The 24,745-nt window shown below is 70.0% G+C and carries 18 protein-coding genes and 1 pseudogene; 16 read left to right on the top strand and 3 right to left on the bottom strand.

Annotated features, from left to right (window positions below):
- The first annotated feature begins 2 nt into the window (after positions 1 to 2).
- The 10 genes from CCK91_RS10080 to CCK91_RS10035 all read left to right on the top strand — a co-directional run bounded on the left by CCK91_RS10080 (position 3) and on the right by CCK91_RS10035 (position 13,530).
- Complete coding sequence (locus CCK91_RS10080; RefSeq protein WP_086473917.1) at positions 3 to 1,499, top strand: aldehyde dehydrogenase family protein; 1,497 nt, start codon at positions 3 to 5, stop codon at positions 1,497 to 1,499.
- On the top strand, positions 1,496 to 2,356 hold the full coding sequence (locus CCK91_RS10075) for an aldehyde dehydrogenase family protein (protein ID WP_086473916.1): 861 nt from the start codon (positions 1,496 to 1,498) through the stop codon (positions 2,354 to 2,356). Before CCK91_RS10080 ends, CCK91_RS10075 begins: the two co-directional genes overlap by 4 nt.
- Positions 2,357 to 2,446: 90 nt before the next feature.
- Complete coding sequence (locus CCK91_RS10070) at positions 2,447 to 4,045, top strand: SDR family oxidoreductase (RefSeq protein WP_086473915.1); 1,599 nt, start codon at positions 2,447 to 2,449, stop codon at positions 4,043 to 4,045.
- A 9-nt stretch (positions 4,046 to 4,054) separates the two neighbouring features.
- Entirely contained in the window at positions 4,055 to 5,053 is a 999-nt protein-coding gene (locus CCK91_RS10065; RefSeq protein WP_086473914.1) for a malate dehydrogenase, read from the top strand.
- Positions 5,054 to 5,135: 82 nt separating this feature from the next.
- Positions 5,136 to 5,360 carry a heavy-metal-associated domain-containing protein gene (locus CCK91_RS10060; RefSeq protein WP_086473913.1) on the top strand — a complete coding sequence of 75 codons (225 nt, stop codon included), beginning with the start codon at positions 5,136 to 5,138 and terminating at the stop codon, positions 5,358 to 5,360.
- Positions 5,360 to 7,654 carry a heavy metal translocating P-type ATPase gene (locus CCK91_RS10055; RefSeq protein ID WP_086473912.1) on the top strand — a complete coding sequence of 765 codons (2,295 nt, stop codon included), beginning with the start codon at positions 5,360 to 5,362 and terminating at the stop codon, positions 7,652 to 7,654. The genes CCK91_RS10060 and CCK91_RS10055 overlap by 1 nt, the downstream gene beginning before the upstream one ends.
- Positions 7,655 to 7,729: 75 nt before the next feature.
- The gene (locus tag CCK91_RS10050; protein WP_165767018.1) at positions 7,730 to 9,010 is read left to right on the top strand and encodes a GAF domain-containing protein; all 1,281 of its coding nucleotides are present in this window, start codon (positions 7,730 to 7,732) and stop codon (positions 9,008 to 9,010) included.
- 114 nt (positions 9,011 to 9,124) lie between these two features.
- A complete protein-coding gene (gene exaC / locus CCK91_RS10045; protein WP_085513099.1) occupies positions 9,125 to 10,648 on the top strand; it encodes an acetaldehyde dehydrogenase ExaC in 1,524 nt (507 codons plus the stop codon).
- A 140-nt stretch (positions 10,649 to 10,788) separates the two neighbouring features.
- Entirely contained in the window at positions 10,789 to 11,181 is a 393-nt protein-coding gene (locus tag CCK91_RS10040) for a DUF779 domain-containing protein (RefSeq protein WP_086473910.1), read from the top strand.
- A 165-nt stretch (positions 11,182 to 11,346) separates the two neighbouring features.
- Positions 11,347 to 13,530 carry a DEAD/DEAH box helicase gene (locus CCK91_RS10035; RefSeq protein ID WP_086473909.1) on the top strand — a complete coding sequence of 728 codons (2,184 nt, stop codon included), beginning with the start codon at positions 11,347 to 11,349 and terminating at the stop codon, positions 13,528 to 13,530.
- 57 nt (positions 13,531 to 13,587) lie between these two features.
- Here CCK91_RS10035 and CCK91_RS10030 read toward each other — a convergent pair whose 3' ends face one another.
- Positions 13,588 to 13,854, bottom strand: coding sequence for a mycoredoxin (locus CCK91_RS10030; protein ID WP_064294490.1), 267 nt, complete (start codon positions 13,852 to 13,854; stop codon positions 13,588 to 13,590).
- A 146-nt stretch (positions 13,855 to 14,000) separates the two neighbouring features.
- Between CCK91_RS10030 and CCK91_RS10025 the strand changes: the two genes are divergently transcribed.
- Positions 14,001 to 15,029 carry a 6-phosphofructokinase gene (locus tag CCK91_RS10025; protein WP_064294489.1) on the top strand — a complete coding sequence of 343 codons (1,029 nt, stop codon included), beginning with the start codon at positions 14,001 to 14,003 and terminating at the stop codon, positions 15,027 to 15,029.
- A gap of 60 nt (positions 15,030 to 15,089) precedes the next feature.
- Here the strand turns inward: CCK91_RS10025 and CCK91_RS10020 are convergent, their stop codons facing one another.
- Positions 15,090 to 17,240, bottom strand: coding sequence for a S9 family peptidase (locus CCK91_RS10020; protein WP_086473908.1), 2,151 nt, complete (start codon positions 17,238 to 17,240; stop codon positions 15,090 to 15,092).
- A 29-nt stretch (positions 17,241 to 17,269) separates the two neighbouring features.
- On the opposite strand from CCK91_RS10020, the pseudogene CCK91_RS10015 reads away from it, so the two are divergent.
- From CCK91_RS10015 to CCK91_RS10000, 4 genes and pseudogenes are all read left to right on the top strand, one after another.
- Positions 17,270 to 18,108, top strand: a pseudogene (locus tag CCK91_RS10015) (aldo/keto reductase).
- 53 nt (positions 18,109 to 18,161) lie between these two features.
- Positions 18,162 to 20,006 carry a DUF2207 domain-containing protein gene (locus CCK91_RS19650; protein ID WP_165767017.1) on the top strand — a complete coding sequence of 615 codons (1,845 nt, stop codon included), beginning with the start codon at positions 18,162 to 18,164 and terminating at the stop codon, positions 20,004 to 20,006.
- A gap of 144 nt (positions 20,007 to 20,150) precedes the next feature.
- The gene (locus tag CCK91_RS10005; RefSeq protein WP_079707130.1) at positions 20,151 to 21,329 is read left to right on the top strand and encodes an inorganic phosphate transporter; all 1,179 of its coding nucleotides are present in this window, start codon (positions 20,151 to 20,153) and stop codon (positions 21,327 to 21,329) included.
- On the top strand, positions 21,326 to 21,661 hold the full coding sequence (locus CCK91_RS10000) for a peptidase (RefSeq protein WP_086473906.1): 336 nt from the start codon (positions 21,326 to 21,328) through the stop codon (positions 21,659 to 21,661). Before CCK91_RS10005 ends, CCK91_RS10000 begins: the two co-directional genes overlap by 4 nt.
- Before the next feature lie 158 nt (positions 21,662 to 21,819).
- Here CCK91_RS10000 and CCK91_RS09995 read toward each other — a convergent pair whose 3' ends face one another.
- Positions 21,820 to 23,097 carry a uracil-xanthine permease family protein gene (locus tag CCK91_RS09995; RefSeq protein ID WP_079707128.1) on the bottom strand — a complete coding sequence of 426 codons (1,278 nt, stop codon included), beginning with the start codon at positions 23,095 to 23,097 and terminating at the stop codon, positions 21,820 to 21,822.
- Between the two features lie 135 nt (positions 23,098 to 23,232).
- Here CCK91_RS09995 and CCK91_RS09990 point away from each other — a divergent pair, with 135 nt between their 5' ends.
- A complete protein-coding gene (locus tag CCK91_RS09990; RefSeq protein ID WP_086473905.1) occupies positions 23,233 to 24,684 on the top strand; it encodes an NCS2 family permease in 1,452 nt (483 codons plus the stop codon).
- Positions 24,685 to 24,745: the final 61 nt, after the last annotated feature.

Here is a 24,745-nt window from a genome sequence, read left to right as displayed (position 1 = left end):
TCATGAGCTTCCTCGAATACGCACCAGCCCCGGAGTCCACCTCCGTCCTCCACCTCCGTTCCGAGTACGGTCTCTTCATCGACGGGGAGTTCACCGAGGGGACGGGTGGGACCTTCCAGACGATCTCACCGAGCACCGAGCAGTCGATCGCGACGATCTCCGCGGCGAGTGACGCCGACGTCGATCGCGCCGTCGCCGCCGCGCGGCGTGCCTACGACCGCGTGTGGTCGAAGCTGTCGGGCGCCGACCGCGGCAAGTACCTCTTCCGGATCGCGCGCCTCGTCCAGGAGCGCGCCCGCGAGCTCGCCGTGGCGGAGAGCCTCGACAACGGCAAGCCGATCAAGGAGTCCCGCGACGTCGACGTCCCGCTCGTCGCCGCCTGGTTCTTCTACTACGCCGGTTGGGCCGACAAGCTCGACTACGCGGGCCTCGGCGCGAACCCCCGTGCCCTCGGCGTGGCCGGGCAGGTCATCCCGTGGAACTTCCCGCTCCTCATGCTCGCGTGGAAGGTCGCACCGGCGCTCGCCGCCGGCAACACGGTCGTCATCAAGCCGGCCGAGACCACGCCGCTCACGGCACTCATCTTCGCCGAGATCCTCCAGCAGGCCGAGCTGCCGGCCGGTGTCGTGAACATCGTCACGGGTGCCGGAGCGACCGGGGCGGCGATCGTGCGCCACCCCGACGTCAACAAGGTCGCCTTCACCGGGTCGACCGCCGTCGGGCGCGAGATCGCGAAGACCATCGCCGGCAGCGACAAGCGCCTGACGCTCGAACTCGGTGGCAAGGCCGCGAACATCGTGTTCGACGACGCCCCCATCGATCAGGCCATCGAAGGCATCGTCAACGGCATCTTCTTCAACCAGGGTCACGTCTGCTGCGCCGGATCCCGGCTCCTCGTCCAGGAGAGCATCCACGACGAGGTCGTCGACCGCTTGAAGAGCCGTCTGCAGACGCTGCGCGTCGGCGACCCGCTCGACAAGAACACGGACGTCGGCGCGATCAACTCGGCCGAGCAGTTGGCCCGCATCCGCGAGCTCTCGGACATCGGCGAGCTCGAAGGCGCCGAACGGTGGAGCCCGGACTGCGAGCTGCCTCAGAACGGGTTCTGGTTCGCGCCGACGATCTTCACGAACGTGTCCACCAGCCACCGGATCGCCCGCGAGGAGATCTTCGGGCCGGTCCTCTCGGTCATGTCCTTCCGGACGCCCGCGGAGGCCATCGCGAAGGCGAACAACACCCCGTACGGACTGTCGGCCGGGATCTGGAGCGACAAGGGCAGCCGGATCCTCGCGGTCGCGGACAAGCTCCGCGCCGGCGTCATCTGGGCGAACACCTTCAACCGGTTCGATCCCGCCAGCCCGTTCGGCGGGTACCAGGAGTCCGGATACGGCCGCGAGGGTGGTCGCCACGGGCTCGGTGCCTACCTCGCGCCGGCCGGTTCCGCACTGTCCGCCCCCACCGCGGCTCCCAAGGCTGCCAAGAAGGGAGCCCAGCGATGAGCCGGCTCACCATCCCGAAGACCTACAAGCTCGCCATCGGCGGCAAGTTCCCACGCAGCGAATCCGGAAGGACGTACGAGGTGACGAACGCCAAGGGGGAGTTCCTCGCGAACGCATCGCTCGCCTCGCGGAAGGACGCCCGCGACGCGGTGGTCGCCGCACGATCGGCGCTGGCCGGTTGGTCGGGTGCCACCGCCTACAACCGCGGGCAGGTGCTCTACCGCATCGCCGAGCTGCTCGAGGGTCGGCGGGCGCAGTTCATCGAGGAGATCGTCCAGGCCGAAGGTGTCTCGCAGGCGAAGGCCGCAGCACAGGTCGACGAGGCCATCGACCTCTGGGTCTGGTACGCGGGCTGGGCGGACAAGTACGTCCAGGTGGTCGGTGGAGCGAACCCCGTCTCCGGTCCGTACTTCAACCTCTCGGTTCCGGAGCCGACGGGCGTCGTCGCGCTCATCGCGCCGCAGGACTCGTCGCTCCTCGGATTCGTGAGCGTCGTCGCTCCGGCGCTGGTCGCGGGGAACACGGTCGTCGTGATCGCGAGCGAGCGCCTGCCGCTCTCGTCGATCAGCCTCGCCGAGGTGCTCGCCACGAGTGACGTCCCCGGCGGCGTCGTGAACGTGCTGACCGGATCGCCCGCTGAGATGGCTCCGTGGCTCGCATCGCACGCCGACGTCAACGCGATCGACCTCGCCGGCGCCGGTGAGCTCGACTGGATCGAGCTCGAGGTCCTCGCGGCCGAGACGCTCAAACGGGTGGTCCGCCCGAACGGTTCCCGGGGCTCGGTCCCCGCGAGTCTCGACCGGATCACCGCGTTCACCGAGGTGAAGACCGTCTGGCACACGAAGGCGCTCCTGTAGCGACTCGTGGCACCCGCGTGGTGCTTGCACAGCGGCGCCCGGCTGTACAGCCGGGCGCCGCTGTCGTCGACGGGTCGTAACGTTGCACCCATGACCGAATCATCGACTCCGAAGCGCGTGCTCGTCACGGGTGCCACCGGCTACATCGGCGGGCGGCTCGTGCCGCGGTTGCTGGAGGCCGGGTACACGGTCCGGGTGCTCGTGCGCTCGCCGCAGAAGCTCACGGACGTGCCCTGGCGCGATCAGGTGGAGGTCGTCGAGGGTGATCTCGGTGACGCGGCTCAGGTCGCATCGGCCTGCGTGGACGTCGACGTCGTCTACTACCTCGTGCACTCCATGGGCGGCAAGGGCGACTTCGAGCAGACGGAGCTCGACGCCGCCGAGCACGTCGCCGCCGGCGCCGCAGCGGCGGGTGTGTCGCGCATCGTCTACCTCGGTGGCCTGCACCCCGAGGGCGTCGAGCTGTCGAAGCACCTGCGGTCCCGCACCGAGGTCGGGCGGATCCTGCTCGCTTCAGGTGTTCCGACGATCGTCCTGCAGGCCGGCGTGGTCATCGGTTCGGGATCGACCTCCTTCGAGATGATCCGCCATCTGACGGACATCCTGCCGTACATGCCGGCGCCGCGCTGGGTCCGGAACTTCATCCAGCCGATCGCGGTCCGCGACGTCCTGCACTACCTGCTGGCGAGCGCCGAGGTCGACCGCGACGTGAACCGGGCCTTCGACATCGGCGGCCCCGACGTCCTCCGGTACGGACAGATGATGAACGGCTATGCCGTCGAGGCCGGCCTCCCGCAGCGCCCGATCGCGCCGCTTCCGGTCCTCACCCCGTGGTTGGCCTCGCAGTGGGTGAACCTCGTGACGCCGATCCCGCGCCGGCTCGCGTCGCCGATCATCGAGTCGCTGCTCGTCGACTGCGTCATGGGCGACCACGACATCGACGCGGTCATCCCGCCGCCGGAGGGCGGCCTGACGGGCTACCGACGTGCGGTGCGCCTCGCGCTGCAGCGCATGCGCGACGGTGAGGTCGAGACCTCCTGGCGGAACGCGACCGTGGACGGCGCGCCGAGCGACCCGCTGCCGAGCGACCCCGACTGGGCCGGACACACCGTCTACATCGATCTCAAGGAACGGAAGACCTCCGCGAGCGCCGACCGTCTCTTCTCGGTGATCGAGTCCATCGGCGGCGAGAACGGGTGGTACTCCTTCCCGCTGGCGTGGGCGATCCGTGGCTGGATGGACAAGCTCGTCGGTGGTGTCGGGTTGCGACGTGGTCGCGACGATCCGCAGCACCTGAGCGTGGGGGACGCCCTCGACTTCTGGCGCGTGGAGTACCTCGAACGCGGTCGGATGCTGCGCCTGCGCGCCGAGATGCGCGTGCCCGGTCTGGCGTGGCTGGAGATGAGCGCTACCCCGGTCGGCGACGGCTCGGTCTACCGGCAGCGCGCCGTCTTCTTCCCGAAGGGGCTCGGCGGACGCCTCTACTGGTTCGCGATCCTGCCGTTCCACGGGATCATCTTCAACGGGATGGCGAACCGCATCACGGAGGCGGCGGTCGCGCTGCCGTCCGAGACCTCGGCCCAGCGGAAGAGCCGGGTGGGCCCGGTGTCTCCCGAGGAGCACGACGCAGTGGACTCCGCAGAGGCGGACATGCAGGCCTCACGACCCACCCCGGAGGCCGCGGAGTAGCGTGGGCGTATGAGCGAACCCACCGTCGTCACCGTCACCGGAGCCGGAGGCCAGATCGGCTACTCCCTGCTCTTCCGTATCGCGTCAGGTCAGCTGCTGGGACCGGACCGGCCCGTCGTCCTGCGCCTGCTCGAGATCCCGCAGGGTCTCGGAGCGGCCGAGGGGACGGCATTGGAACTGCAGGACTGCGCGTTCCCCCTCCTGGCCCGGGTGGAGGCGACGACCGAGATGTCGCGCGCCTTCGACGGGGTGGACGTCGCCCTGCTCGTCGGTGCCCGTCCACGTGGTCCGGGCATGGAGCGAGCCGACCTCCTCGCGGCCAACGGCGGGATCTTCGCACCGCAGGGCGCGGCGATCGGAGCCGGTGCGGCCGACGACGTGCGCGTCCTGGTGGTCGGCAACCCGGCCAACACGAACGCACTCATCGCGCAGTCGGCGGCAGCCGGGGTGCCGGCCGAACGGTTCACCGCCCTGACCCGACTCGACCACAACCGTGCCGTCGCGCAGTTGGCAGCCAAGACCGGCGCACCCGTGTCCGAGATCGACGGCGTCGTGATCTGGGGCAATCACTCGGCGACCCAGGTGCCGGATCTCTCCCACGCGACGGTCGGTGGTCGCCCTGCCCTCGAACTCGTCGACGAGGAGTGGATCGCCGACGAGTTCATCCCACGGGTGGCGAAGCGCGGTGCGGAGATCATCGCGGTCCGGGGCTCGTCGTCCGCGGGGTCGGCCGCTGCCGCCGCCATCGACCACGTGCATGACTGGGTGAACGGCACGGCGACCCCGGGCCGGCCGGAGCGCTGGACGTCCGTGGCGCTCCCCTCAGAGGGCTGGTACGGCGTGCCGGAGGGGCTCGTGAGTTCGTTCCCGGCGCGCTCGGTCGACGGGCGCTGGGAGGTGGTCGAGGGGCTCGACATCGCGCCCGTCTGGCAGCGCCGCATCGACGCCTCCGTGGCGGAACTCGAGGAGGAGCGTGCGGCGGTGCGGGCGCTCGGCCTGCTCGGCTGACCCGGCGATCGCGTCCCGCGGACGGTTGCAAGGGGTACCCCCTGGGGGTATAGTGAGGGCTCCGATCCACTGAGGAGGACGCATGTCCGAAACCACCGCAACCACCACCTACCGGGTCGACGGCATGACCTGCGCGCACTGCGTCTCCGCCGTCACGACCGAGCTCGCCGCGATGCCCGGCGTCGACGGGGTCGCCGTGGATCTCGACGCGGGGACGGTCACGGTCTCGGGCGCCTCGTCGGCCGACGAGGCGGCCATCGGTGCCGGCGTCCAGGAGGCCGGCTACACCCTCGTGGGTCGTCGCTGATGAGCACACCACTCATCCAGCTCGACCTCGACATCGAGGGCATGACCTGCGCGAGCTGCGTGGCACGCGTCGAGAAGCGGCTGACCGCGCTCGACGGTGTCGAGGCGCAGGTCAATCTCGCGACCGAACGGGCGACGGTGACCGCGCCCTCCACCGTCACCGCGGACGAGCTGGTCGCGGCCGTCGCGAAGGCCGGCTACACGGCGACGGTGCGTCCGCCCGCTGACGAACGCGCCGCGGCGAACCGGGAGGAGGCTCCGACGTCGGGAACGACGTCCGACCCCTCGGCGACCGTGACGACGCTCCGCACCCGCCTCGTCGTCAGTGCGGTGCTGGCGCTGCCCGTCGTGCTGCTCGCGATGATCCCCTCCTGGCAGTTCGACCACTGGCAGTGGCTCTCGCTGACCCTCGCGACGCCGGTCGTCTTCTGGGGTGGGTACCCGTTCCACCGGGCGACGTTCGCGACGCTGCGGCACGGCTCGGTGACGATGGACACCCTCATCACGCTCGGGACGGGGGCCGCGTACCTGTGGTCCGTCTGGGCGCTCTTCTTCGGCATGGCCGGGATGACGGGCATGCGGCACGAGTTCACCTTCTTCGCACCCGACGCCGACCCGTCGAGCGCGTTGTACCTCGAGGTGGCCGCCGGCGTGACCGTCTTCCTGCTCGCCGGCCGGCTCATCGAGCAGCGGTCGAAGCGTGCGGCAGGCGAGGCACTCCGCGACCTCATGACGCTGGGCGCCTCCGAGGTCTCCGTGCTCCGGGACCGTGCGCCGGACCCCACCGACCTCATGGCGCCCACCCGCACCGAGGAACGGATCCCGATCGAGCAGCTGCTCGTCGGAGACCATTTCCTCGTGCGTCCCGGCGAGTCCGTCGCCACCGATGGAATCGTCGTCGAGGGGGCGGCGAGTGTCGACGAGAGTCTTGTCACGGGGGAGTCCGTCCCGGTCGAGCTCACGGCAGGCTCGCGGGTCATCGGTGGCACGATCGCACGCGGCGGCAGTCTCGTCGTCCGGGCGACGGCCGTCGGCGCCGAGACGCAGCTGGCGCGCATGGCTCAGGCGGTCGAGGCGGCGCAGCTCGGGAAGAGCCGGGTCCAACGGCTCGCCGACCGCGTCTCGAGCGTGTTCGTCCCGGTCGTCCTGGTGATCGCCCTCGGCACCGCCATCGTGTGGGCGCTCACCGGCTCGACCATGGAGGCGGCGTTCACCGCCGCGGTCGCCGTCCTCATCATCGCCTGCCCGTGTGCGCTGGGGCTCGCGACACCGGTGGCCCTCCTCGTCGGGACGGGGCGTGGCGCGCAGCTCGGCATCCTCATCGCCGGACCGGAGGCGCTCGAGCGGGCGAGCGGCATCGACCGCATCCTGCTCGACAAGACGGGGACCGTCACGTCCGGGCGGATGAGTGTCAGGGAGGTCTGGGCGGCCGGTGCGACGGACGAGGTGCTCGCGCTCGGCGCAGCGCTCGAAGCGGCCTCCGAGCACCCCATCGCCGAGGCGATCGTCGCGGAAGCGACCCGCCGCGATGCAACTCGTCCGGTGGTCTCGGACTTCGCGAGCCTCGAGGGTCTCGGCGTCACCGGCACGATCAACGGAGGAACCGTGCTGGCCGGACGTCCCGCCTTCGCGGAGGACCAGGGCTTCCGCATCGGGCCGGACGCGGCGAGCGCCCTGGCTGCAGCCGCGGAGCGTGCGAGCACCGTGGTGGTCGTCGCCTGGGACGGCGAGGTCCGCGGCGTCGTCGAGGTCGCCGACACCGTGAAGCCGGAGGCCCACGCCGCCATCGGACGCGCCGTGTCCCTGGGGATGACACCGGTGCTCCTCACCGGCGACAACGCGGCCGTCGCAGCGCGGGTCGCGGCCGAAGTCGGGATCACCGAGGTGATCGCCGACGCGAGCCCCTCCGACAAGGTCGCCGCCGTCGAACGGCTCCAGGCGGCCGGTCACCGCGTCGCCATGATCGGCGACGGGGTGAACGACGCAGCGGCGATCGCCACGGCGGATCTCGGGATCGCCATGGGGACGGGTACGGATGCGGCCAAGGGCGCAGCCGACCTCAGTATCGTCTCCGGTTCCCTCGCCACGGCGATCGACGCCGTCCGACTCTCCCGGCGGACGCTCGGGATCATCCGTGGCAACCTGTTCTGGGCGTTCGCGTACAACGTGGCGGCGATCCCGCTCGCCGCGCTCGGGCTCCTCAACCCGATGATCGCGGGTGCGGCGATGGCGTTCTCCAGCGTGTTCGTCGTGCTCAACAGCCTGCGCCTCCGCCGGTTCCGTCCGGCCGCCTGAGGTTACCCGTCGACCGGCGGGCTGCGGCGGATACACTGTCCGCAGAACCGGTCGACGTGGATGGGTGGTGGTGAGGTGTCCAGTCCGTGGCTGGCGGCCCCGGCGCGTGCCGAAGCGCAGCGCGGACTCGTCCGACGGCTCGTCCGCGAGTCGTGGGAACGGTCGATGGGCCGTCACCTCGACCCGGACAACCTCATGCCGGAGCTCGCCTTCGACGAGGACGAGTTGCGCGACCACCGGCTCGGACACCCGCTCGCCGGCGTCCTCCCGGTCATCACCAAGCTGCTGGTCAACGACGCGGACGACGACTCCGGCATGCTCGTCGCGGTGGGCGACGCCATGGGCAGACTGCTCTGGGTGGACGGCGACCGCCATCTGCGGCGACGGGCGGAGGGCATGCTCTTCGTCGAGGGTGCCGGGTGGTCGGAGCGGGAGGTGGGGACGAGCGCCCCGGGTACCGCGCTCGAGCTCGACCACGGCATCCAGATCCACGCGGCCGAGCACTTCAACCGCCTCGTGCACCCGTGGAGCTGCACGGCGGTCCCGGTGCACGATCCCGAGACCCGGCAGATCATCGGCGTGATCGACATCACCGGTGGCCCGCAGGCGGTCGCCTCACATGCGCTGCCGCTCATGGAGGCGACCGCGGCCGCCGTCGAGTCCGAGATCATGGTGCAGCGGCTGCGCGCGGTCGCCGACCGCCGGTTCGCCGGTCGCCCACGCACGGACACAGCCCGCCGGACGACCACGGTGCGGCCCGGCCTGCAGGTGCTCGGTCGTGACACCGGCCTGCTGGTCGGACACGGGGCGAGTCGCCCGACCGAGCTCAGCCGACGGCACGCCGAGATCCTGACCCTGCTGGCCTGGCACCACCAGGGCCTGAGCGCCGACGCGCTCGCCGGGCTGCTCTACGACGCGGACGAGGCGGCGGTCACCCTCCGGGCGGAGCTCGTCCGGCTGCGGAAGGTGCTCGGCGGGACCGCACCGACACTCGTGCCGGCCTCGCGGCCGTACCGGCTCACCACCCCGCTCCAGCTCGACGCCCACCAGGTGCTGTCCCTCCTCGACCGCGGCGCCCACCGCGCAGCGCTCGCCGCGTACCCGGGTCCGCTCCTGCCGGACTCCACCGCCCCCGGTGTCGTCGACCTCCGCGACCGGGTCGCGACGCGCCTCCGCGAGGCGATGCTGACCGACGCCTCGGCGGACCTGCTGCACGACTACATCCGGACCGCGGCCGCGCCCGACGACGTCGAGGTCCTGCACGCGTGCCTCCGACTGCTGCCGCCGCGGTCACCGAAGCGCGCTGGCCTCGTCGCCCGCATCGAGGCGATCGACGCCGAGCTCTCGGCGTCCTGACGGCCGATCCGGTCCGCGGTCCTCGACGCAACCTCCTGCAACCTCCGGCCGACTAGCGTCGACGGCACGCACCTGAGCGGTGCGCCACCGACAACGTCGTCGACAAGGAGTGACATGACCGTCTACGCCAACCCGGGTACCGAAGGTGCCGTGTTCAGCTACGCCCCCCGCTACGACCACTTCATCGGGGGCGAGTACGTCCCGCCCGCGAACGGGCAGTACTTCGAGAACCAGACCCCGGTCACCGGAGCCGTGTTCACCGAGATCGCCCGAGGCACCGCGGCCGACGTGGACCGAGCGGTCGAGGCGGGATGGAAGGCGTTCCCCGCCTGGTCGAAGACGAGCGTCGCCGAGCGCGCGGTGATCCTCAACCGCATCGCCGACCGCATGGAGGAGCACCTCGAGGAGATCGCCGTCGCCGAGAGCTGGGAGAACGGCAAGCCGGTCCGCGAGACCCTGGCCGCCGACATCCCCTTGGCGATCGACCACTTCCGCTACTTCGCGGGGGCGATACGCGCCCAGGAGGGCGGCATCTCGGAACTCGACCACGACACGGTCGCCTACCACTTCCACGAACCGCTCGGTGTCGTCGGACAGATCATCCCCTGGAACTTCCCGATCCTCATGGCCGTGTGGAAGCTCGCGCCGGCGCTCGCCGCAGGCAACTGCGTCGTGCTGAAGCCGGCCGAGCAGACCCCGGCGTCGATCCACCTCATCGTCGACCTCGTGAAGGACCTGCTGCCGGCCGGCGTACTCAACGTCGTCAACGGCTTCGGCATCGAGGCCGGCGCCCCGCTGGCCTCCCACCCGCGGATCCGGAAGATCGCGTTCACCGGTGAGACCACGACCGGTCGCCTGATCATGCAGTACGCCAGCGAGAACCTCATCCCGGTGACGCTGGAGCTCGGCGGCAAGAGCCCGAACGTGTTCTTCGAGGACGTGGCGCGCGAGCACGACCAGTACTACGAGAAGGCGCAGGAGGGCTTCAGCATGTTCGCCCTGAACCAGGGCGAGGTCTGCACCTGCCCGAGTCGGGCGCTCGTCCAGCGCTCCATCTACGACGGCTTCGTGGGCGACGCACTGACCCGCATCGGCAAGATCAAGCAGGGCAACCCGCTCGACACGGACACGATGATCGGTGCCCAGGCGTCGAACGACCAGCTCGAGAAGATCCTCTCCTACATGGACATCGGCAAGCAGGGCGGCGCGAAGCTGCTCATCGGCGGCGAGCGAGCCGACCTCGGCGGTGAGTTGAGCGGCGGGTTCTACGTCCAGCCGACCGTCTTCGAGGGGACGAACGACATGCGGATCTTCCAGGAGGAGATCTTCGGGCCCGTGCTCGCACTCACGAGCTTCGCGGACTACGACGAGGCGATCTCCATCGCGAACGACACCCTCTACGGCCTCGGCGCCGGCGTGTGGAGCCGCGAGGCGACGACGCTGTACCGGGCCGGGCGGGCGATCGAGGCGGGACGCGTCTGGTCGAACACCTACCACCAGTACCCGGCGCACGCGGCGTTCGGCGGGTACAAGCAGTCGGGCATCGGCCGGGAGAACCACAAGATGATGCTCGACCACTACCAGCAGACGAAGAACCTGCTCGTGAGCTACGCGGAGGGGCCGATGGGCTTCTTCTGATCGACATCCCCGGTCCCTAAGCCCCATCCGGTCCCTGAGTCCCCATCCGGTCCCTGAGCCTGTCGAAGGGCGCCCTTCGACAGGCTCAGGGACCGGCGGAGGGGGAGGGCCGGATACACGACACGACGAAGGAGGACACCATGACCGGACGGGTCGACGTCACCGACGCTGCGGCCGCACTGGTGCGGGAGATGACCGCGCTGCACGGACCGCTCATGTTCCATCAGTCCGGCGGATGCTGCGACGGGAGTTCGCCCATGTGCTACCCCGTCGGGATGTTCCGCACGGGCGCGGTCGACGTGCTGCTCGACACGCTCGAGGTGACCGGGCTCGACGCGCCCGTCGAGGTCTACATGTCGCGTTCCCAGTTCGAGTACTGGAAGTACACGCACCTGACGATCGACGTGGTGCAGGGGCGCGGCAGCGGGTTCAGCGTCGAGGCGCCGACGGGGCAGCGCTTCCTCATCCGCTCGCGCATGCTCGACGACGCCGAACTGGAGCGGTTCGGACTCGTCGACAGCGCGCCGGATTGAGCGCTCGCGACCGATGCGGCCGATGGCGTAGACTGGGCACACGCCCGTCGGGCGCCCGTGTCGGTCTCGTGCAACGCTCTGTTGCTCCACGACGACCAGTCGGGCCCGACGCCCGTCTCTTCCGGCCCCTCGGCCGATGAGGCTCTTCGACTGCTCAGGAGGAGCATGCCGCACACCGGCCAGCAACGCCGTTCCCAGGGGCGTTCCAGCACCCGTTCATCTGGCCGCTCGAACCCCAGAGGGTCCTCGTCGCGTCACGACGACGACGCGCCGATCATCCCCATCCTCGCCCGCAAGGTGCGCGAGGTCGAGGCGAAGGCGCAGAAGGGCAAGGTCGGGCCGACCAACCGGACCAAGTACCAGGTCATCGCCTTCCTCGTCCGCGAGGAACGTGCCAGGGTCAAGGCCGACACGAGCTACAGCGACGCCACGCGGGCCGAGCTCCTGAAGCGCCTCGACGGTGTGGCGACCATCCTCGCCAAGACGGCGGCGCGCGACACCTCGCTCATCCAGCTCCTCGAGGCCGACGCCGCGACGAGCCCCGTCGCGCAGCGGCTCCGACGCGACTGGCTCCTCGAGTCGGGCGCCGAACTCAGCGCCGACGAACTCATCATCACCGTCGAGAAGCCCGTCGTGGAATCCGTCGTCCCGGCCGAGCTCGCCGAGAAGCAGGTCATCCCGCAGTCGGTCAAGGCACGTCAGTTGGCCAATCCGTTCCTCGCCCCGGACTTCAGCCAGGCGGCGCCGCAGCCGACCGTGCGTCGACGACTCGACAGCTGGGAGCTCATGGGCCCCCTGTACAAGGCGTTCGAGCTCGGTTCCGGCGGGGGAGCGGCCTCGATGGACCTGCCCGAGGCCCCGAAGCTCGACCGGCTCTCGCCGCGCGGCCTCGAAGTCATGAAGCATCAGGCGCGCTTCGTCGAGAGCGTCCGTGAAGGACACCGTTCCTTCCTGCTCGCCGACGAGCCGGGCCTCGGCAAGACCGCGCAGTCCGTCCTCGCCGCCTCGGTCGCCGAGGCGTACCCGCTCCTCGTCATCGTCCCGAACGTCGTCAAGATGAACTGGGCGCGCGAGGTCGAGCGCTGGACGCCGCACCGACGCGCCACGGTCATCCACGGCGACGGCCAGGCGCTCGACGCCTTCGCCGACGTCATCATCGTGAACTACGAGGTCCTCGACCGCCACCTCGCCTGGCTCGGGACGCTCGGCTTCCGCGGCATGGTGGTCGACGAGGCGCACTTCATCAAGAACCTCCACTCCCAGCGCTCGCAGCACGTGCTGTCGCTCGCGAACCGGATCCGGAAGGCGACGCCCGGCCAGGACCCCCTGCTGCTCGCGCTCACCGGTACGCCGCTGATCAACGACGTCGAGGACTTCAACGCCATCTGGCAGTTCCTCGGCTGGATCAAGGACGGCAAGCCGACCGCCGAACTCATGGAGCGGCTCGAGGACACCGGCCTGACCCCGGCCGAGCACGCCTTCTACGCCGCCGCGCGGTCCGCCGTCATCGACATGGGCATCGTGCGCCGCAAGAAGCTCGACGTCGCCAAGGATCTGCCCGCCAAGCGCGTCGCCGACCTCCCGGTCGAGCTCGACGACGAGGCGATCCGGTCCATCCGCGACGCGGAGGCCGAGCTCGGGCAACGGCTCAAGTCCCGCTACGTGCGGGTCCTGGAGTCGCGTGGTGAGCGCGTCGACGCGCTGCACGATCCGAACACCGACCTCATGCGCATGGTCGCCCAGGCCGAGCTCGACGAGTCCAAGGCCGCCGGCGGCACGGAGAACGTGTTCACCATGATCCGCAAGATCGGTCAGGCCAAGGCCGTCCTCGCCGCCGACTACACGGCGCAACTCGCGAGGTCCGTGGGCAAGGTCGTGTTCTTCGCGAAGCACATCGACGTCATGAACGCGGCCGAGCAGCTGTTCGCGGGTCGCGGCTTGAAGACGGTCTCGCTCCGCGGCGACCAGACCGCGCAGGCGCGTCAGGCCGCGATCGACGCGTTCAACACCGATCCGGAGGTCGCGGTCGCGGTCTGTTCACTCACCGCCGCCGGTGTCGGCGTCAACCTGCAGGCCGCCTCCAACGTCGTGCTCGCCGAGTTGTCCTGGACGGCCGCCGAGCAGACCCAGGCGATCGACCGCGTGCACCGCATCGGTCAGGAGGAGCCGGTCACCGCCTGGCGCATCATCGCCGCGCACACGATCGACGCGAAGGTCGCGGAACTCATCGACAGCAAGCAGGGCCTGGCCGCTCGCGCACTCGACGGCAGTGACCAGGATGTCGCGTCGGTCGATTCGGTGCAGCTGAACGCCCTCGTCCACCTGCTCCGCGAGGCGCTGGGCGCCTGACGTCCGGTCCGTCCGGCCGGGTGACCACGGGTCGCCCGGCCGGATGTCGTCGGCGGGTCAGACGCCGAGTGCCGCCTTCACCTGCGCGAGCGACGGGTTCGTCGCGGTCGAGCGGTCGGGGAAGATCACCGTCGGGACCGTCTGGTTGCCGCCGTTCAGCGAGGCGACGAGGTCGGCGGTCCCCGGGACCTGCTCGATGTCGACCTCGGTGAACGGGATGCCGGCCGCGGACAGCTGGTGCTTCAGTCGGGCGCAGTACCCGCACCAGGTCGTGGAGAACATCGTGATGCCGCCATCGGCGGGCAGGTAGTCGTCGGCACTCATCCCAGCAGCCTAACCCCGGTGGACGAGGCACCGACCCTCTGGGCCGGAGGACCGCCCGCGCCGGATGAAGCACCGTCGGCGAGACGGTATTGTCGGGGATGACTCCCGGCACCTGAGGTGCCCCGATCCCCATGAGGACTGTTGATATGAGAATTGGTGTGCTCACGAGCGGCGGCGACTGCCCCGGCCTGAACGCGGTCATCCGAGGAGCGGTCCTCAAGGGGACGAAGATCCACAACCAGGAGTTCATCGGCATCCGCGACGGCTGGCGAGGAGTCGTCGAGGGCCTGACGATGCCGCTCGACCGCCACAGCGTGCGCGGTCTCGCCAAGCAGGGTGGCACCATCCTCGGCACGAGCCGGACCAACCCGTTCGAAGGACCGCACGGCGGCCCGGAGAACGTCCAGCACACCATGGACCGGCTCGGCATCGACGCGCTTATCGCCATCGGCGGAGAGGGCACGCTCGCCGCGGCGAAGCGGCTGACCGACGCCGGCCTCAAGATCGTCGGCGTCCCGAAGACGATCGACAACGACCTCGACGCCACCGACTACTCCTTCGGCTTCGACACCGCCGTCGAGATCGCGACCGAGGCCATCGACCGGCTCCGGACGACGGGCGAGTCCCACAAGCGCTGCATGGTCATCGAGGTCATGGGCCGGCACGTCGGCTGGATCGCCCTGCACGCCGGCATGGCGGCCGGTGCCCATGCCATCCTCATCCCGGAACAGCCGCAGTCGATCGAGCAGATCTGCGAGTGGGCGGACAGCGTCTACCAGCGCGGTCGCGCCCCGATCATCGTCGTGTCCGAGGGCTTCACGCTCGACACCATGGAGACCGCGCACTCCGAGAAGGGACTCGACGCGTTCAACCGTCCGCGTCTCGGCGGCATCGCCGACGTGCTCGCACCCGAGATCGAGCGCCGCACGGGCATCGAGTCGCGCGCGACCGTGCTCGGTCACCTGCAGCGGGGAGGCGTCCCGAGCGCCTACGACCGCGTGCTCGCCACCCGCCTCGGTATGGCCGCCATCGACTCCGTCATGGCCGGCGACTGGGGCACGATGATCGCACTCCGCGGCACCGAACTCGTCAACTGCCGCTTCGAAGAGGCGCTCGGCAAGCTGAAGACCGTGCCGCAGGAGCGCTACGACGAAGCGGCGATCCTCTTCGGCTAGACACCCGCCGCACCGACGACGCCCCTGCTCCGGACGGAGCAGGGGCGTCGTCGCGTCGGATCAGGCCGGATCGGTGTCCGTGAGTTCGAGCACATCGAGCAGCCAGGCGAGTTCCTCGGCGCGCTCACGCCACGCGTTGTAGCGTCCGCTCACCCCGCCGTGCCCGGCGCTCATCTCGATCTTCATCAGTGCCGGTGCACCGGCGTCCCGCAGGCGGGCCACCCACTTCGCGGGTTCCACGTACAGCACGCGGGTGTCGTTGAGGCTCGTCGTCGCGAGGATGCGCGGGTAGCGCTTCGCCGGGTCGACGTTCTCGTAGGGGCTGTACGCCTTCATGTACGCGTAGACCTCGGGGTCGTGGAGCGGATCGCCCCACTCGTCCCATTCGATGACCGTCAGGGGGAGCGACGGGTCGAGGATGCTCGTCAGCGCGTCGACGAAGGGGACGCCGGCGAGGATGCCCGCGAAGCGGTCCGGCGCACGGTTCGCCACGGCGCCCATGAGGAGGCCGCCGGCGCTGCCGCCCTCGGCGACGAGCCGGGCAGGCGTCGTCCAGCCCTCGCGGATGAGGTGGTCAGCCACGTCGACGAAGTCGCTGAAGCTGTTCTGCTTGTGGAGCTTCTTGCCGTCCTCGTACCAGTGACGCCCGAGTTCGCCGCCGCCGCGCACATGGGCGATCGCGAAGGTCACGCCGCGGTCGAGCATCGACAGCCTCGCGATCGAGAAGGACGGGTCCATGCTGGCTTCGTACGAGCCGTACCCGTAGAGGTGGAGCGGCCCGGGCCCCTCGACACCGACCCGGCGCACGATGGAGATCGGCACCCGGGTCCCGTCCACGGCCGTCGCCCACTCCCGGAACTGCTCGTAGTCCGCCGGGTCGTAGTCGCCGAGGACCGGCTGCTGCTTGCGCACGAAGCGTTCGCCGGACCGGACGTCGAGTTCGAGCACCGTCGACGGCGTCACGAGGGACCCGTATCCGAACCGGAGCATCGGTTGAGCCCACTCGTTGTTGCCGTGCCAGCCGACGGTGGACAGGGGTTCGTCGAAGGCGATCTCGTCGATGTCGCCACTCGCCGGGTCGAGCAGGCCGATACGCGTGAGGCCGTCGCGCCGATAGGAGACGGTGGTCACGGCCTCGAACGCCTCGACGTCCTCGAGCCGACGCTCGCTGCTGTGCGCGACGACGACCCGCGCCGTGCCGAGCGGATCCGACAGTGGCACCTCGACGAGCTCGAAGTCCGGCGCGTCCCGGTTGTGCAGGATGAGCAACCGGTCTGCGCCGTCGGCCACCCGGTGTTCGACGCTGTACTCGACGCCGTCGGTCCGCGGCCAGACGATCCGCGCCTCCTCGGACAGTGCGTCGGCGGGGACGAGCCGGGTCTCGCTCGTGACCGAGGAGCCGGCCTCGATCAGGAGCAGCGCGCGGCTGCGGGTGAATCCGGCGCCGACCCAGAACCGCTCGTCGGGCTCGTGGAAGAGGACCGTGTCGTCGTCCTGGGACGTCCCCACCCGGTGCAGGTGCACGGTGTCGGGGCGCCAGCTCTCATCGACCGTCGTGTAGACGATGGCTGTGCCGTCGGGGGAGAACTCCGCCCCGCCCGCGGTCCCGACGAGCTCGTCGTCGAGGTCGACGCCACTCGCGAGGTCCCGGACACGGACGGTGTACCGCTCGTCGCCTTCGACGTCGACGCCGTAGAGCAGTCGCGTGCCGTCGTCCGACACGTCGAAGCTGCCGAGGGAGAAGAACTCGTGGCCCTCCGCCTCGACGTTGGCGTCGAGGATGATCTGCTCGCCGGGGGCCGCGCCGCCCTCGGGCAGGGTCGGCGGCGTCCAGTCGTCCGGGTCGGCGACCGGGATGCGGCACTGGATGCCGTATTGGCGGCCTTCGACACTGCGCCCGTAGTACCACCACGCACCGGAACGGGTCGGGACCGAGAGGTCGGTCTCGAGCGTGCGTCCCTTGATCTCCTGGAAGATGCGCTCGCGCAGTCCGGCCAGATGGGCCGTCTCCTGCTCGGTGTAGGCGTTCTCCGCCTCCAGGTGCGCGATCACCTCCGGTGACTCCTTCTCGCGGAGCCACTCGTACGGGTCCACCACGGTGTCGCCGTGATGGGTGCGTTCGGTCGGTCGGGTCTGGGCACGGGGGGGCAGAGAGCTTCGCCATGGTCCAACGCTAGTCGAGGCGCGCCCTCCCAGCCCGCTCGGAGCCATCCGAGGGCCGCCGGGTCTAGCGTGGGGTGATGACGACCATCCCAACATTCGCGCTCAACGACGGTTCGAGCGTCCCCGCGATCGGTTTCGGCACGTACCCCCTGCGAGGCCGCGAGGGCACCGACGCCACGCTGTCCGCCATCGACGCAGGCTATCGACTGATCGACACCGCCGTGAACTACCGCAACGAGGACGCCGTCGGCGCCGCGGTCCGCGAGACCGACGTCCCGCGTGACGAACTCGTCGTCGCGACGAAGCTGCCCGGCCGTGACCACGGCTTCGAGGAGACCATCACCTCGTGCCGCGGATCCCTGGCCTCGCTCGGCCTCGACCACATCGACCTGTACCTCATCCACTGGCCGAACCCCTCCGTCGGCCGCTTCGTCGAGTCGTGGAAGGCCATGATCCAGCTGCAGCGCGAGGGCCTCGTCCGCAGCATCGGCGTCTCGAACTTCACCGAGGAGTTCCTGACCCGCCTCGCCGACGAGACGGGTGTGCTGCCGGCCGTCAACCAGGTCGAGCTGCACCCGTACTTCCCGCAGGAGGAGCTCCTCGCCTTCCACCGCGAGCACGGCATCGTCACCGAGGCGTGGAGCCCGCTCGGGAAGGCACAGGCGCCGTTCGCCGAGGAATCCGTCGCCGCGGCCGCCGCGGCGCACGACGTCTCACCGGCGCAGGTCGCCTCCGCTGGCACCACCAGCGCGGCGTGCTCCCGATCCCGAAGTCCGCGTCCCCGGAACGCCAGCGCACGAACATCGACGTCTTCGGCTTCGAGCTCAGCGACACCGAGGTGCAAGCGATCACCGCACTCGGGCGGACCGACGGCAGGCTCTTCGACGGCGACCCCAACACCCACGAGGAGATGTGAGTCCCGGCGGGCGCGTCCGCGCGCCCGCCGGCACCCCTCCTAGACTTGGCCGGGTGAAGCCCAGACGTCGTCGCCTGTCCCCGGTCCGTGCCCGCTCGTCGCGGGCGCTCCTCGTCGCCCTGGCCCTGGCGGTGGGTGCACCGCTCGTCGCGACCCTGGCGAGCACGCAGCCCGCCGCGGCCGACGCTCGGACCGACGTCTCCGACTTCACCTTCGCGTCCTTCGACGGCGACTACACCCTGAGCCGTGGTGGCGACGGTCAAGCCGAGCTGCGCGCCGTCGAGACCTTCGTCGCGGAGTTCCCTGACTCCGACCAGAACAAGGGCATCATCCGAGCGATCCCCGACGAGTTCGACCGGGCACCACTGCACACGGAGATCGTCTCGGTGACCGACGCCGACGGTGCGCCCGTGGAGTGGGAGACCGATCGCGACGGTGACTTCCTCGAGCTGTCGCTCGGGACGGACGACTACGTGCGCGGCACGCAGAGCTACGTCATCACCTACACGCAACGCGGCGTCGTCGGTGCCTATCGCGACACACGCTCCGACGAGTTCTACTGGGACGCGCCCGGGACCGGCTGGGACCAGCCGTTCGCCGACGCCAGTATGACGGTGCGGGTCGCGCCCGACATCACCGACGCGCTCACCGGTGACGGCGCCTGCTACCGCGGGGATCCCGACGACAGCTCGCCGTGCGACCTCGCCCAAGCGGAGGACGCCGACGGGGACGTCTTCACGACCTCCTCCGTCCCGCTGCAGGCCCGCCAGACGCTGACGGTCGCGATCGGGTTCGAACCGGGCACGTTCGTCCAACCGGCCCGCCCCGGCGAGGCACCGGTCTTCTCCATCGTCCCGATCGTCCTCGGCGCGCTGTCGGCCGCGGGGCTCGGAGCACTCCTGTGGATCCGACTGCGCTTCTGGCGGGACCACCCCGGTCGTGGCGTCATCGTGCCGCAGTACTCCGCCCCGAAGCAGATGAACCTCCTGCTGGCGGGCGACCTCGCCGGTCGCGCCGCCTCGTCGATGGCCGCCGAGATCGTCAGCCTCGCCGTCCGCGGCAAGCTCCGGATCGTGGACGGATCGGGCAAGAAGGACTACTCCCTGCAGTACCTCGACGACAGCGCGACGGATGAGCAGGAACGACGCGTGCTCGCCGCGCTCTTCCCCGACCGGAACCGACCGCGGGAGATGAAGGAGGTCGACCCGGCGCTCGGCAAGGCGGTCACCGCGGAACTCGCGGCCGCCAAGCGGAACGCCCTCGACCTCGGCCTCCGACGCTCGGTCTCCTCCGGGCGGGCGTGGATCATCGTGGGGGCGCTCGCCGTCCTGGGCGTCGCCGGGATCGTCTTCTTCGGGGTCGCCTACTCCCAGCGAGCGGACAACGGCTGGTCGGTCGCCGCGCTCTTCGTGACCGGGATCGCGCTGCTCGCGGGGATCGTGTTGGCCATCGCGCCGAAACCGCTCACCGCCACCGGTGCCGATGCGCGGGACGAGTTGCTCGGCCTCCGCGACTACCTCGCGCTGGCGGAACAGGACCGCTTCCGCATGTTGCAGAGCCCTGACGGTGCCGAACGGGTGGACCTCGGCGACCCCGGCCAGCTCGTCCGGGTCACCGAACGGCTCCTGCCCTTCGCCGTGCTCTGGGGCGTGGAGCGCGAGTGGGCCAAGGAACTCGGTATCCGCTACGAGCAGGCCGGGAGTGCGCCGTCGTGGTACGCCTCGAACACCCCGTTCCAGGCGGCGATGTTCGCGAACGCGTTCTCCGGCTTCTCCGGATCGGCGTCGAGTCCGTCGGCGTCCTGGTCGACCAGTGGGGGAGCGAGCTCGTCCGGCGGCTCGACGGGCGGCGGCTTCGCCGGCGGCGGCGGAGGCGGCGGAGGCGGCGGCGGGCGCTGATCGGCGTCGAGTTGACCTCGACCGGGCAGGGTGTAAGGATCGTGTACGGCGGGTGAACCGCCCGTATCCAGCACGTGAATTCCCCCCAAACATCTCGTCGGGGAGCACTGTGTCCGTATTCGCTCCGCCTCGAGAAAGACACCAGTGGAACTCGTTACCCTGACTGTCGTGCTGGTCATCGCACTGGCACTGTTCTTCGACTTCACGAACGGGTTCCACGACACGGCGAACGCCATGGCGACCCCGATCGCCACGGGCGCCCTCAAACCGAAGACCGCCGTCCTGCTCGCCGCGATCCTCAACCTCGTCGGTGCGTTTCTGTCCACGGAGGTCGCGAAGACCATCTCGGGCGGGCTCATCCGAGAGGGTGAGGGCGGCATCCGGATCGGACCGGAGCTGATCTTCGCCGGACTCATCGGCGCGATCGTCTGGAACATGCTGACCTGGCTCCTCGGCCTGCCGTCGTCCTCCAGCCACGCGTTGTTCGGCGGGCTCATCGGCGCGGCGATCGTCGGCGCCGGCTTCGGCTCGATCGACTTCGGTGTCGTCCTCTCCAAGGTCATCCTCCCGGCGTTGATCGCCCCCGTGACGGCGGGTCTGGTCGCCTACTCGGCGACGAAGCTCGCCTATCGGATCACGCGCCGCTACGACGGCAAGCCCGACGGTCGCGACGGGTTCCGGTACGCGCAGATCTTCTCCTCGTCCCTCGTCGCCCTCGCGCACGGCACGAACGACGCACAGAAGACCATGGGCGTCATCACGCTCACTTTCATCGCGGTCGGCGTGCAGGCGGTCGGCACCGGCCCCGAGCTCTGGGTCATCGTCGTCTGCGCCCTCGCCATCGCGCTCGGCACCTACATGGGCGGCTGGCGGATCATCAAGACCATCGGCACGGGACTCACCGACGTCAAGCCGGCGCAGGGGTTCGCCGCCGAGACGAGCACCGCCGCCACGATCCTCGCGTCGAGCCACCTCGGCTTCGCCCTCTCCACCACGCAGGTCGCCTCCGGCTCCGTCATCGGCTCCGGCCTCGGGCGACGCGGATCGAAGGTGCGCTGGGGGACCGCCGGGCGGATCGCCCTCGGCTGGTTGATGACCCTGCCCGCGGCCGGCATCGTCGGGGCACTCGCCGCCGCCGTCGCCCACCTCGGTCTCGTCGGCATCATCATCGACGCAGTGGTGGGGGTCGGGGTCATCCTCACCATCTTCCTCATCTCGCGCCGGAACCAGGTCGACCACAGCAACGTCGTCAGCGAGGTCGCCGACTCCGGTCGTGCGGTCAAGATCAAGCGCAACCCCAAGCCCAAGAAGGTGAAGAAGTGATCGACTGGGCAGCATTCCTGATCGTCTTCGCGACGTCGCTCGTCGGTGCGACCGCGATCGTCAGTCTGTACTCCCTCGGGCTCCGGCTCCTGACCACCGCCGGGCGCGTGCCCGTGGTGGCGCCGGCCGAGTTCACCGACGCGATCACGGTCATCACGCCGGAGGAGGCTGCGAAGGCGGCGAAGCGGGCTGCGAAGGCCGCCCGGAAAAACCCGTTGACTCCGGCGCAGCAGAACCTGGCCCGCGCCGGCGCCTACGCCTGCTTCGCCCTGTGTGCGGCGGCGGTCCTCTTCGGCATCTACCTGATCGTGCCGTTCTTCCACCAGGGCTGACCCCTGGGGTTCGCCAGCGCACCGCGCTGACGCGAATCGTACCTACCCGGCGTGAGCGCGGGTCACACACGTGAGTGCGGGGCTCCAGAGACCCGCGCTCACGCGTACGACCCGCGCCGACGCCAGCGCACCGCGCTGGCCCACCCGCACCGGACGGGTCAGGCGGTCTTCCGCCAGCGGCCGATGGTCGTCATCACGTGGTAGATGACGATCGCGGCGATCGTGCCGAGCGCGATCCCGTTGAAGCTGACGTCGCCACCCGCCACCCAGGTGAAGTCCGCGATGCCGATGATGAGCGCCGTCGCCGCGGTGAACTGGTTGACGGGCTTCGAGAAGTCGACCTTGTTGTCGAGCCAGATCTTCACGCCGATGATGCCGATGAGTCCGTACAGGGCCGTCGTGACGCCGCCGAGGACGCCCGCCGGGATGGTGTTGATGACCGCACCGACCTTGGGGGAGAGTCCGAGGAGGACCGCGAACAGACCGGCGACCCAGTAGGCCGCCGTGGAGTAGACCCGCGTCGCCGCCATGACGCCGATGTTCTCGCCGTAGGTCGTCGTGCCCGAACCGCCGCCGAAGCCGGCCAGCATCGTCGCGAGGCCGTCGGACAGGAGCGCGCGACCGGTCTGCTTGTTCACCGAGGCGTCGGTCATCTGTGCGACGCCCCGGATGTGGCCGACGTTCTCGGCGATGAGGACGAGCACGACGGGGAGGAACGCCGGGAGGACCGCCCAGACCGCCGGGTTCGAGATCGGGTTGTCCGCGAGGTGGAACTCGGGGAGGCCGACCCACGCGGCGTCCGCGATCTTCGAGAAGTCGATCTCCTGACGGATCGCCGCGACGATGTATCCGACCACGACACCGATGACGATCGACAGTCGGCCGAGGATGCCGCGGAAGACGACGGTCGACAGGATGACGGCCGCGAGCGTCACGAGCGCGGTGATCGGAGCCGCCACGAAGTTGTTCTTCGCGGCGGGGGCGAGGTTGAACCCGATGAGCGCGACGATGGCACCGGCGACGACCGGCGGCATGAGCGCATCGATCCAGCCGGTGCCCGTGACCTGCACGATGACGCCGACGAGCGCCAGGAGGAGGCCCACCGCGAGGATGCCGAAGAGGGCGCTGCCCATGCCCTGGCTCGCGACCGCGGCGGAGATGGGGGCGATGAAGGCGAAGGACGAGCCGAGGTAACTCGGTACGCGGTTCTTGGTGATGACGAGGAACAGGATGGTGCCGACGCCCGAGAAGAACAGCGTCGTGGTGGGCGGGAACCCGGTCAGCACGGGGACGAGGAACGTGGCACCGAACATCGCGACGACGTGCTGCATGCCGAGGCCGATGGTCCGCGGCCAGGTGAGCCGTTCGCCGGGGCCGACGATCGCGTGGGTCGGGACGTGCTTGCCGTCGCCGTGCAGAGTCCAGGGCAGCGCCATGTGAGCTCGATTCCGTGAGGAGGGTGCTGGGTAAGGGGTCCAGCCGATCGTAGCGGCACCCTCGCATCCCGGTCGTCGCGGGGCGGTCCGCCGTGCCGGTACGCTGGTTGCTTCGATGCAGACCCAGGAGGTCCAGTGACCACGACGCCCACCGCTCCGCGCTCGTTCCGAGAGCGTCTCGACGGTTTCTTCGAGATCAGCAAGCGCGGTTCGACCGTCGGAGGCGAGGTGCGCGGCGGCCTCGTGACCTTCGTCGCGATGGCCTACATCGTCATCCTCAACCCGATCATCCTGAGCGGCTCGGCCGACGTCACCGGTGGCGAGCTCGGCTTCGCCCAGGTCGCCGCCGTGACCGCCCTGACCGCCGGCGTCATGACGATCCTCTTCGGTCTCGTGGCGCGGCTGCCGTTCGCCTTCGCGGCCGGACTCGGCATCAACTCGTTCCTCGCGGTCAGCGTCGTCGGCCAGGTCACCTGGGCCGAGGCGATGGGCCTCGTTGTCATCAACGGGCTCATCATCGTCCTCCTCGCGGCTACCGGACTCCGCGCCATGATCTTCAACGCGGTGCCCATCCAGTTGAAGATCGCGATCACGGTCGGCATCGGCCTCTTCATCGCGTTCATCGGCTTCGTCGACGCCGGCTTCGTCCGCTCGACGGGCGCCGGTTCACCGCCCGTCGGCCTCGGGATCGAGGGCTCGGTCGCCACCGTTCCGACCGCCGTGTTCGTCATCTCCCTGCTGCTCACGGGCGTGCTCGTCGCGCGCAAGATCAAGGGTGCCCTGCTCATCGGCATCGTCGCCTCGACGATCATCGCCATCATCGCGGAGGCGATCTTCAAGGTCGGCGCATCCAACGGCGGCGAGAACGCCGGCGGCTGGAACCTGAGCGTCCCGACCCTGCCCACGCAGGTCGTCGGGATCCCCGACCTCAGCCTGCTCGGCCAGGTGAGCTTCGGCGGCTTCGAGCGCATCGGCGTCCTCGCCGCACTCATGCTCGTCTTCACCCTCGTGTTCACGAACTTCTTCGACGCCATGGGCACGATGACCGGCCTCTCGAAGGAGGCCGGTGTGGCGGACGCCAAGGGTGACTTCCCGCGACTCCGCTCGGCGCTCATCGTCGAGGGTGTCGGCGCGGTCGCCGGTGGCGCGACCTCGTCCTCCTCCTCGACCGTCTTCATCGAATCCGGCGCGGGCATCGGCGAAGGGGCACGGACCGGCCTCGCGAACCTCGTGACCGGCGCGCTGTTCCTGCTCGCCATGTTCTTCACGCCGCTCACACAGATCGTGCCCTCCGAGGTCGCCGCAGCCGCGCTCGTCATCGTCGGGACGCTCATGATGTCGCAGATCAAGGACATCGTCTGGACCGAGTTCTCGGTCGCGCTCCCGGTGTTCCTGACGGTCGTCGTCATGCCGCTGACGTACTCGATCGCCAACGGCATCGGCGCCGGCTTCATCGCCTGGGTCGTGCTCCGCTCCCTGTCCGGCAAGGCGCGCGAGATCAGCCCGCTGCTGTGGGTCGTCGCAGCCGGGTTCCTCGTCTTCTTCGCCCGCGGACCCATCGAGCAGCTCCTCGGCGTCGCGTCCTGACCGTCCGCGGTCGGCCGCCCTCGCGCGGTCGACCGCGGCGGAGCACGTCGGCGGTGGCTCC

Source organism: Plantibacter elymi (nom. nud.) (assembly GCF_900177795.1).
Classification (GTDB): domain Bacteria; phylum Actinomycetota; class Actinomycetes; order Actinomycetales; family Microbacteriaceae; genus Plantibacter; species Plantibacter elymi.
Note: the sequence above shows the minus strand (reverse complement) of the source record. Positions and strands in the feature narration are given on the sequence as shown.

Coding starts and splice junctions, on each gene's coding strand:
- CCK91_RS10080 (WP_086473917.1), top strand. CDS start 3: ATGAGCTTCCTCGAATACGCACCAGCCCCGGAGTCCACCTCCGTCCTC.
- CCK91_RS10075 (WP_086473916.1), top strand. CDS start 1,496: ATGAGCCGGCTCACCATCCCGAAGACCTACAAGCTCGCCATCGGCGGC.
- CCK91_RS10070 (WP_086473915.1), top strand. CDS start 2,447: ATGACCGAATCATCGACTCCGAAGCGCGTGCTCGTCACGGGTGCCACC.
- CCK91_RS10065 (WP_086473914.1), top strand. CDS start 4,055: ATGAGCGAACCCACCGTCGTCACCGTCACCGGAGCCGGAGGCCAGATC.
- CCK91_RS10060 (WP_086473913.1), top strand. CDS start 5,136: ATGTCCGAAACCACCGCAACCACCACCTACCGGGTCGACGGCATGACC.
- CCK91_RS10055 (WP_086473912.1), top strand. CDS start 5,360: ATGAGCACACCACTCATCCAGCTCGACCTCGACATCGAGGGCATGACC.
- exaC (WP_085513099.1), top strand. CDS start 9,125: ATGACCGTCTACGCCAACCCGGGTACCGAAGGTGCCGTGTTCAGCTAC.
- CCK91_RS10040 (WP_086473910.1), top strand. CDS start 10,789: ATGACCGGACGGGTCGACGTCACCGACGCTGCGGCCGCACTGGTGCGG.
- CCK91_RS10035 (WP_086473909.1), top strand. CDS start 11,347: ATGCCGCACACCGGCCAGCAACGCCGTTCCCAGGGGCGTTCCAGCACC.
- CCK91_RS10030 (WP_064294490.1), bottom strand. CDS start 13,854: ATGAGTGCCGACGACTACCTGCCCGCCGATGGCGGCATCACGATGTTC.
- CCK91_RS10025 (WP_064294489.1), top strand. CDS start 14,001: ATGAGAATTGGTGTGCTCACGAGCGGCGGCGACTGCCCCGGCCTGAAC.
- CCK91_RS10020 (WP_086473908.1), bottom strand. CDS start 17,240: ATGGCTCCGAGCGGGCTGGGAGGGCGCGCCTCGACTAGCGTTGGACCA.
- CCK91_RS09995 (WP_079707128.1), bottom strand. CDS start 23,097: ATGGCGCTGCCCTGGACTCTGCACGGCGACGGCAAGCACGTCCCGACC.